Origin of the sequence: Streptomyces sp. BA2, assembly GCF_009769735.1 — a bacterium.
Taxonomy (GTDB): domain Bacteria; phylum Actinomycetota; class Actinomycetes; order Streptomycetales; family Streptomycetaceae; genus Streptomyces.
In genome coordinates this window covers 869,243-885,962 of sequence record NZ_WSRO01000002.1, presented here as the reverse complement: position 1 = coordinate 885,962, position 16,720 = coordinate 869,243, and the positions used below count along the sequence as shown (strand labels likewise).

Sequence of the window (16,720 nt, the reverse complement as noted above, 5' to 3'; positions counted from 1 at the left end):
CTCCTCTATGCGGAATTGCTCTGGTGGTGAGCGGCTGTGGATCAGGAAAGGTCGAGATCGCCGTCGATCAGATCGAAGAGTTCCTCGTTGGACGCCGAACGCAGTTTGTCCTCGATGCCCTCGCCGCTTGTCGTCGGCCGTCCGCTCTCATTGAGGCGAGAGAGGAGAGCCTGAAGCCGACGGGTCACCTTCATCCGTCCGGAATCGTCCTCGGCACGTTCGATCAAGGCCTGTTCGAGCTCGTCGATCTCGGCCAAGAACGCCGATTCGATCGATGCCTCACCGATGCCGAGGGCTGTGCCGACGTACCGGGCCAAGTCAACGGGCGTCGGGTAGTCGAAGATCAGGGTGGAAGTGAGACGCAGGCTGGTGGCTTCACTGAGGCGGTTACGGAGTTGTACTGCCGTGAGCGAGTCGAACCCCAGCTCGTTGAAGGGCCGTTGGGGATCGATGGTGTCCGCACCCTTGTGGCCGAGCACTGCTGCGACGTCGGCGCAGACGACTTCGAGCACCAGCTTCTCCTGCAACTCCGGCGGCAGCGAACGCAGTCGGGTTGCAAGATCGGTGCCGGTCGGGTGGGCCGTGGCGGCGGTATGGCGGTTTGCCGGTGCGAGGTCATGGAGGAGGGGAGGCAGGCGATCGGTGGTGCGGAGTGCGTTGGGGTTGAGGGGGAGGCAGAGGTGGTGGGGTTGGGTGGTGGTGAGTGCGGTGTCGAAGAGGTGGAGGGCGTGGTTGGTTTCCAGTGGTCGGGTGCCGTGGGTGACTTTGTGGAGTTGTGTGCCTGTGAGGTGGTGGGTGAGGTTGGTGGTGTGTTTCCAGTAGCCCCAGGCGAGGCTGGTGGCGGGTTGGCCGTGGTGGTGGCGGTGGTGGGCGAGGGCGTCGAGGTAGGTGTTGGCGGCGGCGTAGTTGGCTTGGCCGGGGTTGCCCAGGGTGCCGGCGGCGGAGGAGTAGAGGATGAAGGCGGTGAGGTTGAGGTGTTGGGTGGCGTGGTGGAGGTTCCAGGCTGCGTCGATCTTGGGGGCCAGGATGGGGTGGAGGCGGTCGGGGGTGAGGCTGGCGAGGGTGGTGTCGTCCAGGGCGCCGGCGGTGTGGATGACCGCCGTGAGTGGGTGTTCCTGGGGGATGGAGGCGATGAGTTCTTCGACGGCTTGGGGGTCGGTGATGTCGCAGGCCGCCAGGGTGACTTCAGCCCCGAGGGCCTCCAACTCGTGTTGCAGGTCAGTGTGTTGGGGTGCAGTGCGGGAGGCTAGGAGCAGATGCCTTGTGCCGTGGGTGGTGATGAGGTGGTGGGCGGTGAGGGTGGCCAGTCCTCCGGTGCCGCCGGTGATGAGAACCGTGCCGTCGGGATCGAGGGTTTGAGGGGTGGCTTTTCCGGCTTGTGTGGTGGTGCGGGTGAGGCGGGGTGCGAGGAGTTGGTTGTTGCGCTGGGCGAGTTGGGGTTCGCCGGTGGCTAGGGCTTGTTGCACGTATGAGGGGTCGGCGGCCGGGTTGTCGGTGTCGATGAGGTGGAGGCGGTCGGGGTTTTCGTTCTGGGCGGTGCGGGCCAGTCCCCACAAGGGGGCGTGTGCCAGGTGGATGTCTTCGGTGGGGCCTGTTGCCACAGCGTGCCGGGTGAGGATGACGAGACGCCGGTCTGTGGCGTCGTTGGCGGCCAGCCAGGACTGAAGGTGGTGGAGGAGCGCTTCGGTTGCGTCGTGTGCGGCCTGCGGATTGTCCTGGGGATATGTCTCTGGCCGGTAGATGTCGACTTCGTTGAGGTCGACATCTGTGGTGCCTGCTTCGGCCGGCTTCCAGGCCATGTGGAAGAGGCTGTTGCGCGTTCCCGTGCCGATGTTCTTGTGGAGTGTGGTGGGGTCGACCGGGCGGGTGGCGAGCGTGGTGACGGTGGCGACGGGTGCGCCGGTGGGGTCCCAGGCTTGGACGGAGATGTCGTTGCCTGTGGTGGTGAGGGTGACGCGTAGGTGGGTGGCGTCGGTGGCGTGGACGGTGACGCCGGTCCAGGCGAACGGCAGCCGTACGTCACTCTCTATGCCCCTAGTGGTGGCGAGAGGGTGAAGGGCGGAATCGAGAAGCGCCGGGTGAATGGTGTGTCCGGCGGGGTCGGCCGTGTTGGGCAGGGTGACTTCGGCATGCAGGGTGCCGTCGGGCTGGGACCAGACAGCGGTGACGCCGCGGAAGGCAGGCCCGTACTCGTAGCCGGCCTCAGCCAGTTGCTCGTACAGGTTCGAGATCTCGACCGGGGTGGCGTTGGCAGGTGGCCATTGGGTGAGGGGTTCGGCGGGTTCCTGGGTTTTGGTGAGGGTGCCGGTGGCGTGGCAGGTCCATTCGGAGTCGGTGTCGTCCGGCTCGTGGGTGTGGGGGCGGGAGTGGATGGTGACCTGCCAGCCGCTTGCCTGGGGGACCGTTGTGACTTGGAGGTCGCGGTTGGTGGTGTCGTTCAGGGTGAGGGGTGTGTGGAGGGTGAGTTCGTCCAGGTGGGTGGCGCCGGTGTGGTCTCCGGCGTGGAGTGCCAGGTCGACCAGGGCGGTTCCGGGCAGGAGGACCGTTCCTGCCACGGCGTGATCCGCCAGCCAGGGGTGGGTCTTCAGTCCGATGCGGCCGGACAGGACGATGTGATTCGTGCCTGCGAGCTGGGTGGCCGTGCTGAGCAGCGGATGGTCAGTGGTGGTCAGTCCCAGGTCGGTGGCGTCGGTGAGTTGTGTGGGGGCTTGGAGCCAGTAGGGCTGGTGTTGGAAGGGGTAGGCCGGGAGGTCCAGGTCCTGTAGCGGCTTGGAGGGCAGATGCCGGGACAGGTTGATGTTGTGGTGGTGGGTGTGGAGGGTGGTGAGGGTGGTTTGGTGGGTGTGGGTTTCGTTGGGGTGGTGGGGGGTGGTGTGGGTGGGGAGGTGGGGTGTGAGGGTGGGGTGGGGGGCGAGTTCGGTGAACAGGGTGATGTGTTCGGTGTGGGTGAGGTGGGTGATGCCTTGGTGGAAGTGGACGGGTTGGCGGATGTGCTGGGTCCAGTAGGTGGGGCTGTGGTGCTGTTCGGGGGTGGCGGGGGTGCCGGTGAGGTTGGAGATGACGGGGATGGTGGCGTCGCCGAGGTGGTGGTGGGTGAAGAGGTTGGTGAGGTGGGTGGTGAAGGTGTCGAGGATGGGTTCGGTGTGGGCGCTGTGGAAGGCGTGGGTGACGTTGAGGGGGCGGGTGTGGATGCCGGCGGCCGTCAGTTCGCCGGCGAGTTCGTCGAGGGCGTTGCTGGGTCCGGCGAGGGTGGTGGCGGTGGGTGAGTTGTGGGCGGCGATTTCGATGTGGGGGTGGTGGTGGAGGTGTTTGGTGAGTGTGTCGGGGGTGGTGAGGGCGGCGAGCATGCCGGTGCCGGTGGGCAGGGTGTGGAGGAGTTTTGCGCGGGTGGCGACGATGTCGGCGGCGAGGTTGAGGGGGAGGGTGCCGGTGAGGTGGGCGGCGGAGAGTTCGCCGATGGAGTGGCCGATGAGGGCGTGGGGTGTGGCGCCGCTGGCCTGCAGGAGGCGGTAGGCGGCGATGTGGTGGGCGAAGAGGGCGGGCTGGGTGTAGAGAGTGGTCTCCAGCAGAGCCGCGTGGTCGCTGCCGGCTTCGGCGAACATCACCTGCTGCAGCGGTATCTGCAGGTGTGGGTCCAGGGCTTGGCAGACTTCGTCCAGGGCGTCGGCGTAGGCGGGGTACGTCTGGTGGAGGTGGGCTCCCATGCCGGGTTTTTGGCTGCCCTGGCCGGAGAGGACGATGGCCCAGCGGGCCGCTCCCGCCGTGGTGGGGGAGGGGCCGGTGATCAGGGCGGGGTGGTCGCGGCCGCCGGCCAGCGCGGTCAGCGCGGCGTGCAGTTCCTCGGGGTGGTCGGTGACGATGCCTGCGCGGTGTTCCAGCTTCGCGCGCCCCGACCACAGCCGGGCCGCCAGCGGGGCGACTTCCACCTCGGGGTGGGCTTGGACGAAGCCGGCGAGTCGGTCCGCTGTTTCGGCGAGGGCTTGGGGTGAGCGGGCCGAGACCACCACGGGCACCGGACCGGCGTGCTGTTCCTGCGGCTCCGTCTCGGCCGGTTGGGGTTCGGGGGCGGCTTCGAGGATCACATGCGCGTTCGTCCCGCTGATGCCGAACGAGGACACCGCCGCACGGCGCGGACGGCCGGTCTCCGGCCACGGCCGGGACTCGGTCAACAGCGAGACACTGCCCGCACTCCAGTCCACGTGGCTGCTGGGCTGGTCGACGTGCAGGGTGGGCGGCAGCGTTCCGTTCCGCATCGCCTGAATCATCTTGATGACGCCCGCGACGCCGGCAGCGGCTTGGGTGTGGCCGATGTTGGATTTGATGGAGCCGAGCCAGAGCGGTTGTTCGGTGGTGTGGGCCTTGCCGTAGGTGGTGAGGAGGGCTTGTGCCTCGATGGGGTCGCCGAGGGTGGTGCCGGTGCCGTGTGCTTCTACGGCGTCGATCTGGTCGGCGGTCAACCGGGCGTTGGCGAGGGCCTGTTCGATCACACGCTGCTGTGACGGGCCGTTGGGGGCGGTCAGGCCATTGGACGCGCCGTCCTGATTCACGGCCGAGGACCGGAGAAGGGCGAGGACGTGATGCCCGTTGCGCTGGGCGTCGGAGAGGCGTTCGAGGAGGACGAGTCCGGCGCCTTCGCCCCAGCCGGTGCCGTCGGCCGCGTCGGCGAACGGCTTGCAGCGGCCGTCGGGAGCCAACCCCCGCTGCCGGGAGAACTCGAGGAAGGCGGACGGTGTGGACATAACGGTGACACCGCCGGCGAGCGCCAGATCGCACTCGCCCTGGTGCAGGGCCTGGGCGGCCAGGTGCATGCCCACCAACGACGAGGAGCAGGCCGTGTCCACCGTCATGGCCGGGCCTTCCAGACCGAAGGTGTACGCCACCCGGCCCGAAGCCACGCTCGCCGCACTGCCGTTGCCGAGGTACCCCTCGAAGCCCTCGGGTGTCCGGTGCATCAGGCGCGGTCCGTAATCGGCGTAGATGACTCCGGTGAAGACGCCGGTGTTGCTGCCTTTGAGGGTGGTGGGGTCGATGCCGGCGTGTTCGAAGGCTTCCCAGGCGGTTTCGAGGAGGAGGCGTTGTTGGGGGTCGGTGGCGAGGGCTTCGCGCGGGTTCATGTGGAAGAAGTCGGCGTCGAACTGGTCGGCGTCGTGGAGGAAGGCGCCGTGGCGTGTGTAGGTCTTGCCGGTGGCGTCCGGGTCGGGGTCGTAGAGGTTGTCCAGATCCCAACCGCGGTTGGTCGGGAAGCCGGAGGTGGCGTCCTTCCCTTCGGCGACCAGCAGCCAGAGGTCTTCGGCCGTGCGGATGCCGCCGGGGTAGCGGCATGCGGTGGCGACGATGGCGATGGGGTCGTCGGTGGTGGGGGTGGTGTGGGTGGTGGCTGTGGTCTGGAGTGGGGTGTTGAGGAGCTGGTTGAGGAGGTGGGTGGTGAGGGCGTCCGGGGTGGGGTGGTCGAAGATGAGGGTGGCGGGTAGGCGCAGTGTGGTGGCGTTGGTGAGGCGGTTGCGGAGTTCGATGGCGGTGAGGGAGTCGAAGCCGAGGTCTTTGAAGGGGCGTTGTGGGTCTACGTTGTCGGGCTGGCTGTGGCCGAGGACGGCGGCGATGTGTGTGCGGACGAGATCGAGGATCAGGCGTTGTTTGTCGGCCGGCTCGGTGAGTGCGGCCAGCCGTTCGGCGAGTGCGGAGCCGTGGCCGGTGCCGGGGGTTGTGGCGGTGGTGCGTCGGGTGGGGTGCGGGGTGAGGTCGTGTAGGAGTGCGGGGATTGTTTCGGTGGTGCGGAGTGCGTTGGGGTTGAGGGGGAGACACACCTGATACGGCTGAGGTGCTGCCAGTGCGGAGTCGAACAGGTGGAGGGCGTGGTCGGTTTCCAGTGGTCGGGTGCCGTGGGTGACTTTGTGGAGTTGTGTGCCTGTGAGGTGGTGGGTGAGGTTGGTGGTGTGTTTCCAGTAGCCCCAGGCGAGGCTGGTGGCGGGTTGGCCGTGGTGGTGGCGGTGGTGGGCGAGGGCGTCGAGGTAGGTGTTGGCGGCGGCGTAGTTGGCTTGGCCGGGGTTGCCCAGGGTGCCGGCGGCGGAGGAGTAGAGGATGAAGGCGGTGAGGTCGAGGTGTCGGGTGGCGTGGTGGAGGTTCCAGGCCGCGTCGATCTTCGGGGCGAGGATGGGGTGGAGCCGGTCGGGGGTGAGGCTGGCGAGGGTGGTGTCGTCCAGGGCGCCGGCGGTGTGGATGATGGCCGTGAGTGGGTGTTCCCGGGGGATGGAGGCGATGAGTTCTTCGACGGCTTGGGGGTCGGTGATGTCGCAGGCCGCCAGGGTGACCTCGGCTCCGAGGGCCTCCAGCTCGTGTTGCAGGTCGGTGTGTTGGGGTGCGGTGCGGGAGGCCAGGAGTAGGTGTTTGGTGGCGTGGGTGGTGATGAGGTGGTGGGCGGTGAGGGTGGCGAGTCCTCCGGTGCCGCCGGTGATGAGTACCGTGCCGTTGGGGTTGAGTGGCTGCACGGTGGAGTCGGCTGCTGTGGTGGTGCGGGTGAGGCGGGGTGCGAGGAGTTGGTTGTTGCGGTGGGCGAGTTGGGGTTCGCCGGTGGCTAGGGCTTGTTGCACGTATGGGGCGTCGGCGGCCGGGTTGTCGGTGTCGATCAGGTGGATGCGGCCCGGGTTTTCGTTCTGCGCGGCGCGGACCAGGCCCCACAAGGGCGCATGTGGGAGGTGAATGTCCTCTGCAGAGCTTGTTGCCACGGCGTGCCGGGTGAGGATGACGAGGCGCCGGTCTGTGGCGTCGTTGGCGGCCAGCCAGGACTGCAGGTGAGCCAGGACCGTTTCTGTCGCCGTGTGCGCAGCTGCCGGGCTCCGGTCTTCCAGGTCGGCTGGGACCGCGTAGACATCGATCTGGTCGTGAGGCACGCCTTCATGGCCTGCTTCGGCGGGCTTCCAGGCTATGTGGAAGAGGCTGTTGCGGGTTCCCGTGTCGGTGTTCTTGTGGAGTGTGGTGGGGTCGATGGGGCGGGTGGTGAGGGTGTTGATGGTGGCGACGGGTGTGCCGGTGGGGTCCCAGGTTTGGATGGTGATGTTGTTGCCTGTGGTGGTGAGGGTGGCTCGTAGGTGGGTGGCGTCGGTGGCGTGGACGGTGACGCCGGTCCAGGCGAACGGCAGCCGTACTTCACTGCTCGTACCCGCCCCTGTGGCCAAGGGGTGGAGGGTTGCGTCGAGGAGGGCCGGGTGGACGGTGTGTCCGCTCGGGTCGGCCTCTTCGGGCAGGTTGATCTCGGCGTGGAGGGTGCCGTCGGGCTGGGACCAGACCGAGGTGACGCCCTGGAAGGTGGGCCCGTACTCGTAGCCGGCTTCAGCCAGTTGCTCGTACAGGTTCGAGATCTCGACCGGGGTGGCGTTGGCAGGTGGCCATTGGGTGAGGGGTTCGGCGGGTTCCTGGGTTGTGGTGAGGGTGCCGGTGGCGTGGCAGGTCCACTCGGAGTCGGTGCCGTCCGATTCGTGGGTGTGGGGGCGGGAGTGGATGGTGACCTGCCAGCCATTTGCCTGGGGGGTGGTGGTGACTTGGAGGTCGCGGCTGGTGGTGTCGTCCAGGGTGAGGGGTGTGTGGAGGGTGAGTTCGTCCAGGTGGGTGGCGCCGGTGTGGTCTCCGGCGTGGAGTGCCAGGTCGACCAGGGCGGTTCCGGGCAGCAGGACCGTTCCGGACACGGCGTGGTCGGCGAGCCAGGGGTGGGTCTTCAGCCCGATGCGGCCGGACAGGACGGTGGTGTGGGTGTCGGCGAGCTGGGTTGCCGTGCTGAGCAGCGGATGGTCAGTGGTGGTAAGTCCCAGGTCGGTGGCGTCGGTGAGTTGTGTGGGGGCTTGGAGCCAGTAGGGCTGGTGTTGGAAGGGGTAGGCCGGGAGGTCCAGGTCCTGTAGCGGCTTGGAGGGCAGATGCCGGGACAGGTTGATGTCGTGGTGGTGGGTGTGGAGGGTGGTGAGGGTGGTGAGGAGTCGGGTGGTGGTGTCGTGGTGGCGGGTGAGGGTGGGGTAGTGGTGTGCGTTGGCGGGGTGTGCGCTGAGGGTGTCGGTGAGGGCGGCGGCCAGGACCGGGTGGGGGCTGGACTCGATGAGGGTGTGGTGGCCGTCGTCGAGGAGTTTGAGAGCTGTGTCGTGGAAGTGGACGGGGTGGCGGAGGTTGTCGACCCAGTAGGTGGCGTCCAGGAGCTGGTCGTCGGACAGCAGGGCGCCGGTGTGGGTGGAGTAGAAGGGAATGGTCGGCGCAACCGGCTGGATGTGGGCGCGGTGGGTGAGGTCGGTCAGGATCGTTTCGCGCAGGGCTTCGACGGCCGGGGTGTGTGAGGCGTAGTCGACGGGGATGAGCCGGGCTCGGACACCGCGTTGCTGGTAGGTCTCGACGAGTTCGGTCAGGGCGGTGGTCTCGCCGGCCAGGACGGTGCTGGCGGGTCCGTTGACGGCGGCCAGGTGGACGCCGTCAGGAAGGTCCGTCAGCTCCTCGGCCGGTAGCGGGAAGGACGCCATGGTGCCCGTACCGGCGAGCTGTGTGAGTGCCTGGGAGCGCAGGGTCACCACGGCGATGGCGTCGGGCAGGCTCAGGGCTCCGGCGATGTGCGCGGCGGCGATCTCGCCCTGGGAGTGGCCGATGACCGCGTCCGGGGTGACGCCGTGGTGTTCCAGCAGCCGGGCGATGCCGGTCATCACCGCGAACAGGGCAGGCTGGACGACATCGACCCGCGCCAGGGCATCCTCGTCCTCGGAGGCGAGGACGTCGAGGAGGTCCCAGTCGCACCAGCGGGCGAGTTCGTCCTGGCATGCGGCCAGGTGTGCGGCGAAGAGCGGCTCTTCGGCTGCCAGCCGGTGTCCCATGCGGGTCCATTGGGAGCCCTGGCCGGGGAAGACGAATGCGGTCCTGCCCGCCTCCACCATGCCGGGGCCGACGACGAGTGCGGGGTGGCCGTTGCCGTGCGCCAGTGCGGTGAGGGCGTCACGCAGTTCGTCGGGGTTGTCGGTGACGATCCCGGCACGGTGCTCCAGCTTGGCCCGTCCCGACCACAGGCGGGCGGCCAGCGGGCCGACGTCCGTCTCCGGGTGGGTTTCGACGAAGGCGGCGAGTTGGCCGGCGGCTTCGGCGAGGGCCTGCGGGGTTTGTGCGGAGACGACCACCGGTACCGGTCCGGCGTGCTGTTCCTGCGGCACCTCCTCCAAGGGTTCCGGCGCGCCCTCCAGGATCACATGCGCGTTCGTCCCGCTCATTCCGAACGACGACACCGCCGCCCGACGCGGCTCACCCGTCTCCGGCCACGACTGCGCCTCCGCCAGCAGAGCGATATGGCCCGTCCCCCATTCCACATGGGTGGAGGGCTGGTCCACATGAAGGGTCTGGGGGAGCCGGCCATGTCGCATGGCTTCGATCATCTTGATGACACCTGCGACGCCGGCGGCGGCCTGGGTGTGGCCGATGTTGGACTTGATCGAGCCCAGCCACAGCGGCCGTTCGGCGGAGTGCTCGCGCCCGTAGGTGGCGAGGAGGGCTTGTGCCTCGATGGGGTCGCCGAGGGTGGTGCCGGTGCCGTGTGCTTCTACGGCGTCGATCTGGTCCGCGGTCAACCGGGCGTTGGCGAGGGCTTGTTCGATGACGCGTCGCTGGGAGGGGCCGTTGGGTGCGGTCAGGCCGTTGGAGGCGCCGTCTTGGTTGATGGCCGAGCCGCGCAGCACCGCCAAGATGGGGTGGCCGTGGCGTTGGGCGTCGGAGAGGCGTTCGAGGAGGACGAGTCCGGTACCTTCGCCCCAGCCGGTGCCGTCGGCCGCGTCGGCGAAGGGCTTGCAGCGGCCGTCGGGTGCCAGTCCGCGCTGCCGGGAGAAGACCTGGAAGGTGCCCGGCGTGGCCATGATGGTGGCGCCGCCGGCCAGAGCCATGTCGCACTCACCCTGGGTGAGGGACTGGGCGGCGAGATGCAGAGCGACCAGTGACGAGGAGCAGGCCGTGTCCACCGTCATGGCGGGGCCCTCCAGCCCGAACGTGTACGCCACCCGGCCCGAGGCCACACTGCCCGAACTGCCCGTGGCGATATAGCCCTCCAGCCCCTCCGGGTTCTGGTGGAGCCGCAGCAGATAGTCCTGCGAGATGACTCCGGTGAAGACGCCGGTGTTGCTGCCTTTGAGGGTGGTGGGGTCGATGCCGGCGTGTTCGAAGGCTTCCCAGGCGGTTTCGAGGAGGAGGCGTTGTTGGGGGTCGGTGGCGAGGGCTTCGCGGGGGTTCATGTGGAAGAAGTCGGCGTCGAACTGGTCGGCGTCGTGGAGGAAGGCGCCGTGGCGTGTGTAGGTCTTGCCGGTGGCGTCCGGGTCGGGGTCGTAGAGGTTGTCCAGATCCCAACCACGGTTGGTCGGAAGATCGCCGACGGCATCGATGCCGTCGCTGACGAGATCCCACAGCGCTTGCGCGTTCCGGACTCCGCCGGGGTAGCGGCATGCGGTGGCGACGATGGCGATGGGGTCGTCGGTGGTGGGGGTGGTGTGGGTGGTGTGGGTGGTGGCTGTGGTCTGGAGCGGGGTGTTGAGGAGTTGATTGAGGAGGTGGGTGGTGAGGGCCTGCGGGGTGGGGTGGTCGAAGATCAGGGTGGCGGGGAGCCGCAGGCTGGTGGTGCCGGTGAGGCGGTTGCGGAGTTCGACGGCGGTGAGGGAGTCGAAGCCGAGGTCTTTGAAGGGGCGTTGGGCGTCGATGGCCTCGGGGGTGTGGTGACCGAGGACGGCGGCGACGTTGCTGCGGACGAGGTCGAGCAGGCGGCGATCCCGGTCTGTTTCGGGCAGTGCGGTCAGTTCTTGGGCCAGGGCGCCGGCGGTGGTGGGGGACTCGGTGGCGGCGGTGCGCCGGGTCGGGTGCGGGGTGAGGTCCCGTAGGAGCGCGGGGACTGTTTCGGTGGTGCGGAGTGCGTTGGGGTTGAGGGGGAGACACACCTGATACGGCTGAGGTGCTGCCAGTGCGGAGTCGAACAGGTGGAGGGCGTGGTCGGTTTCCAGTGGTCGGGTGCCGTGGGTGACTTTGTGGAGTTGTGTGCCTGTGAGGTGGTGGGTGAGGTTGGTGGTGTGTTTCCAGTAGCCCCAGGCGAGGCTGGTGGCGGGTTGGCCGTGGTGGTGGCGGTGGTGGGCGAGGGCGTCGAGGTAGGTGTTGGCGGCGGCGTAGTTGGCTTGGCCGGGGTTGCCCAGGGTGCCGGCGGCGGAGGAGTAGAGGATGAAGGCGGTGAGGTCGAGGTGTCGGGTGGCGTGGTGGAGGTTCCAGGCCGCGTCGATCTTCGGGGCGAGGATGGGGTGGAGCCGGTCGGGGGTGAGGCTGGCGAGGGTCGTGTCGTCCAGGGCGCCGGCGGTGTGGATGATGGCCGTGAGGGGGTGTTCCTGGGGGATGGAGGCGATGAGGTCTTCGACGGCTTGGGGGTCGGTGATGTCGCAGGCGGCGAGGGTGACCTCGGCTCCGAGGGCTTCCAGCTCGTCGCGGAGTGTGGTGTGTTGGGGTGCGGTGCGGGAGGCCAGGAGTAGGTGTTTGGTGGCGTGGGTGGTGATGAGGTGGTGGGCGGTGAGGGTGGCGAGTCCTCCGGTGCCGCCGGTGATGAGTACCGTGCCGTTGGGGTTGGGTGGTTGGGGGAGGGTGAGGATGAGTTTGCCGGTGTGGCGGGCTTGGCTGAGGTGGCGTAGGGCGTGGGGGGTGTGGCGGATGTCGAAGCAGGTGGTGGGTAGTGGGGTGAGGGTGCCGGTGGCGAAGAGTTCGCGCAGGGTGGTGAGTATGTGCTGGATGCGGTCGGGGCCGGCTTCGATGAGGTCGAAGTTCTGGTAGTGGGCTTGGTAGTCGGTGTGGATGGTTTCTGGGTTGCGGAGGTCGGTTTTGCCCATTTCGATGAAGCGTCCGCCGGGGTGGAGGAGGCGGAGGGTTGCGTCGGTGTATTCGTGGGCGAGGGCGTTGAGGGCGATGTCGATGCCGTGGTGGGGGGTGTGGGTGCGGAAGTGGTGTTCGAAGTCGAGGGTGCGGCTGGAGGCGATGTGGGTGGGGGTGAGGCCTTGTTGGGTGAGGAGGTGGTGTTTGGTGGGGTGGGCGGTGGCGTAGATGTCGGCGCCGGTGTGTTGGGCGAGTTGGAGTGCGGCTGAGCCGACTCCTCCGGTGGCGGCGTGGAGGAGGAGTGTTTCGCCGGGTTGCAGATCGGCAAGGTCGTACAGCGCGTAGTACGCGGTCAAGAAGGCCACCGGTACTCCGGCAGCGGTGGTGAAGGACCATCCCTCGGGCATGGACGTGACCAGACGGTGATCCGTGACCGTCCGCGCACCCGCGCCATCGATGAAGACGCCCATGACACGATCCCCGACCGCCACGCCGGTGACGTCGTCGGCGATTTCTGTGACGACACCGGCGCCTTCGCTGCCGAGTGGTGCGTCGCCCGGGTACATGCCCAGGGCGATGAGGGTGTCGCGGAAGTTCAGCCCGATCGCACGGACGTCGACGCGCACCTGCCCGCTGGCCAGGGGGGCATCCCACTTGGGAGTGACCGCGCAGGTGACCGCTTCGATGGTGCCGGCGGAACCGGCAGCCAGCTTCCAGCTCTCCTCGGGCAGATCGAGTACACCGTTGCCCTCGGCGCGTTCCAGACGGGGCACGAAGAACTGGCCACGACGGTAGGCGAGTTGAGGTTCACCCGTGGCCAGGCCCTGGGTGACGTACGAGGTCTCGGCCGGGTTGTCGGTGTCGATGAGGTGGATGCGGCAAGGGTTCTCGCTCTGGGCCGTGCGGACCAGACCCCACAAGGGGGCGTGGGCCAGGTGGATGTCCTCGGCGGGACCAGTGGCCACGGCGGACCGGGTCAGGATCACCAGGCGGCGCTCGGTGGTCTCGTTGGTGGCCAGCCAGGACTGCAGGTGAGCCAGGACCGTTTCTGTCGCGGTGTGCGCAGCTGCCGGGCTTCGATCCTCCAGGTCTACTGGGGTCGCGTAGACATCGATCTGGTCCTCATCCACACCTTCATGGCCTGCTTCGGCCGGCTTCCAGGCCATGTGGAAGAGGCTGTTGCGCGTTCCCGTGCCGATGTTCTTGTGGAGTGTGGTGGGGTCGACCGGGCGGGTGGCGAGCGTGGTGACGGTGGCGACGGGTGCGCCGGTGGGGTCCCAGGCTTGGACGGAGATGTCGTTGCCTGTGGTGGTGAGGGTGACGCGTAGGTGGGTGGCGTCGGTGGCGTGGACGGTGACGCCGGTCCAGGCGAACGGCAGCCGTACTTCACTGCTCGTACCCGCCGCTGTGGTCAGGGGGTGGAGGGTTGCGTCGAGGAGGGCCGGGTGGATGGTGTGTCCGCTCGGATCAGCCTCTTCGGGGAGGGTGACTTCGGCGTGGAGGGTGCCGTCGGGCTGGGACCAGACGGCGGTGACGCCGCGGAAGGCAGGCCCGTACTCGTAGCCGGCTTCAGCCAGTTGCTCGTACAGGTTCGAGATCTCGACCGGGGTGGCGTTAGAGGGTGGCCACTGAGTGAGGGGCTGGGTCTGTTCGTTCGTTGTGGTGAGGGTGCCGGTGGCGTGGCAGGTCCATTCGGAGTCGGTGCCGTCGGGCTCGTGGGTGTGGGTGTGGGGGCGGGAGTGGATGGTGATCTGCCAGCCGCTTGCCTGGGGGACCGTTGTGACTTGGAGGTCGCGGCTGGTGGTGTCGTCCAGGGTGAGGGGTGTGTGGAGGGTGAGTTCGTCCAGGTGGGTGGCGCCGGTGTGGTCTCCGGCGTGAAGTGCCAGGTCGACCAGGGCCGTTCCGGGCAGCAGGACGGTCCCGGACACTGCGTGGTCGGCCAGCCAGGGGTGGGTCTTCAGCCCGATGCGGCCGGACAGGACGATGTGATTCGTGTCTGCGAGCTGGGTGGCTGTGGTGACGAAAGGATGATCTGTGGCGGTGAGTCCCAGGTCGGTGGCGTCGGTGAGCTGGGCTGGGGCTTCAAGCCAGTAGGGCTGGTGTTGGAAGGGGTAGGTGGGCAGGTCGATGTGGGTGGTCTGTTGCTGGGGCAGATGCCGGGACAGGTCGATGTTGTGGTGGTGGGTGTGGAGGGTGGTGAGGGTGGTGAGGAGTTGAGCGGTGGTGTCGTGGTGGCGGGTGAGGGTGGGGTAGTGGTGTGCGTTGGCGGGGTGTGCGCTGAGGGTGTCGGTGAGGGCGGCGGCCAGGACCGGGTGGGGGCTGGACTCGATGAGGGTGTGGTGGCCGTCGTCGAGGAGTTTGAGAGCTGTGTCGTGGAAGTGGACGGGGTGGCGGAGGTTGTCGACCCAGTAGGTGGCGTCCAGGAGCTGGTCGTCGGACAGCAGGGCGCCGGTGTGGGTGGAGTAGAAGGGGATGGTCGGTGCGAGGGGCTGAATGTGGGCGCGGTGGGTGAGGTCGGTCAGGATTGTCTCGCGCAGGGCCTCGACGGCCGGGGTGTGCGACGCGTAGTCGACGGGGATGAGCCGGGCCCGCACACCACGTTGCTGGTAGGTCTCGACGAGTTCGGTCAGGGCGGTGGTCTCGCCGGCCAGCACGGTGGTGGCGGGTCCGTTGACGGCGGCCAGGTGGACGCCGTCAGGAAGGTCCGTCAGCTCGTCCGCCGGTAGCGGGAAGGACGCCATCGTGCCCGTACCGGCAAGCCGCGTGAGCGCCTGCGAGCGCAACGTCACCACTGCGATGGCGTCCGCCAGGGTCAGTGCTCCGGCGATGTGGGCGGCGGCGATTTCGCCCTGGGAGTGGCCGATGACCGCGTCCGGGGTGACGCCGTAGTACTCCAGCAGCCGGGCGATGCCGGTCATCACCGCGAACAGGGCAGGCTGGACGACATCGACCCGCGCCAGGGCATCCTCGTCGTCGGAGGCGAGGACGTCGAGCAGGTCCCAGTCGCACCAGCGAGCCAGCTCCTCCTGGCAGGCCGCCAGGTGTGCGGCGAACAGCGGCTCTTCGGCTGCCAGCCGGTGTCCCATACCGGCCCACTGCGAGCCCTGGCCCGGAAAGACGAACGCGGTCCTGCCCGCCTCCACCAGGCCCTGCCCCACCACCAGGGCCGGATGACCACTGCCGTCCGCCAGCGCGGTGAGGGCGTCACGCAGTTCGTCGGGGTTGTCGGTGACGATCCCGGCACGGTGCTCCATCTTGGCCCGCCCCGACCACAAGCGGGCGGCCAGCGGGCCGACCTCCACTTCAGGGCGGGCTTCCACGAACGCGGCCAACCGGGCCGCAGTATCGGCCAGCGCCTGCGCCGACCGTGCGGACACCACCACCGGTACCGGACCGGAGTGCGGTTCCTGCGGCTCCTCCTCGGCGGGTTCCGGCGCGCCCTCCAGGATCACATGCGCGTTCGTCCCGCTCATACCGAACGACGACACCGCCGCCCGACGCGGCTCACCCGTCTCCGGCCACGACTGCGCCTCGGTCAGCAGCGAGACGGACCTCGCGCTCCAGTCGACATGACTTGACGGACGGTCGACATGCAAGGTCGGCGGCAGCACCCCGTGCCGCATCGCCTGCACCATCTTGATCACGCCCGCCACGCCCGCCGCGGCCTGCGTGTGACCGATGTTCGACTTCACCGAGCCCAGCCACAGCGGCCGTTCGGCGGAGTGCTCGCGCCCGTAGGTCGCCAGCAGGGCCTGCGCCTCGATCGGGTCTCCGAGCGTGGTACCCGTGCCGTGCGCCTCGACGACGTCCACTTGACCCGGCCGCAACCGCGCGTTCGTGAGCGCCTGCTCGATCACCCTGCGCTGTGACGGGCCGTTGGGGGCGGTCAGGCCGTTGGACGCGCCGTCCTGGTTGACGGCCGAGCCGCGCAGCACCGCCAGCACGGGGTGGCCGTTGCGCTGCGCGTCGGACAGCCGCTCCAGGAGCAGGAGGCCAACGCCCTCACCCCAGCCCGTGCCGTCCGCCGCCTCCGCGAACGCCTTGCAGCGGCCGTCCGCCGCCAGGCCCCGCTGTCGGGAGAAGACCGTGAAGGCGGAGGAGCTGGTCATCACCGTGGCGCCACCGGCGAGTGCGGCGTCGCACTCGCCGTTGCGCAGTGCCTGGATCGCCAGGTGGATGGCGACGAGCGAGGACGAGCAGGCGGTGTCCACTGTCACCGCCGGGCCTTCGAGACCGAAGGAGTAGGCCACCCGGCCCGAGGCCACGCTGCCCGCACTGCCGGTGGCCGCGTAACCCTCCAGATCGTCGGTGGCCCGGTACAGACGGAGCAGATAGTCCTGGGAGTTGAGCCCGGCGAAGACGCCGGTCGCGGATCCCTTCCTCCCGGTCGGGTCCAGGCCCGCCCGCTCGAACGCCTCCCAGGCCGTCTCCAGCAGCAGCCGCTGCTGTGGGTCCATGGCCAGTGCTTCGCGGGGTGAGATGCCGAAGAGGTCCGGGTCGAAGCGGTCTGCTCCTTCCAGGAAGGCACCCATCCGCGTGTAGCTCTTGCCGCCGGCAGCCGGGTCGGGGTCGTACAGGTCCTCCGCCCAGCCGCGGTCGGTGGGGAACTCGGTGATGCCGTCACGGCCTTCGGCCACGAGGTTCCACAGGTCCTCGGGCGAGCCGACCCCGCCGGGGTAGCGGCAGGCCATCGAGACGATGGCGATGGGCTCCGTGGACTTCGACTCGACCTCGCTGAGGCGGCGGCGGGCCTCACGGAGTTCCGCGGTCACCCACTTCAGGTTGTCCAGAAGCTTCTGCTCGTTCTTCATCGGCGCAAGCTCCTTGTCGAGGCGCGGAGTGGTGCAGGGGTGGTGAGGGACGATCGGTGGGCTGGTGCGTGGTG

1 protein-coding gene is annotated in these 16,720 nt (G+C 68.6%); it reads right to left on the bottom strand.

Going from position 1 to position 16,720, the window contains the following annotated elements:
- Window positions 1–41: 41 nt before the first annotated feature.
- Window positions 42–16,646, bottom strand: coding sequence for a type I polyketide synthase (locus tag E5671_RS06815; RefSeq protein WP_160502941.1), 16,605 nt, complete (start codon window positions 16,644–16,646; stop codon window positions 42–44).
- Between the last annotated feature and the right edge of the window lie 74 nt (window positions 16,647–16,720).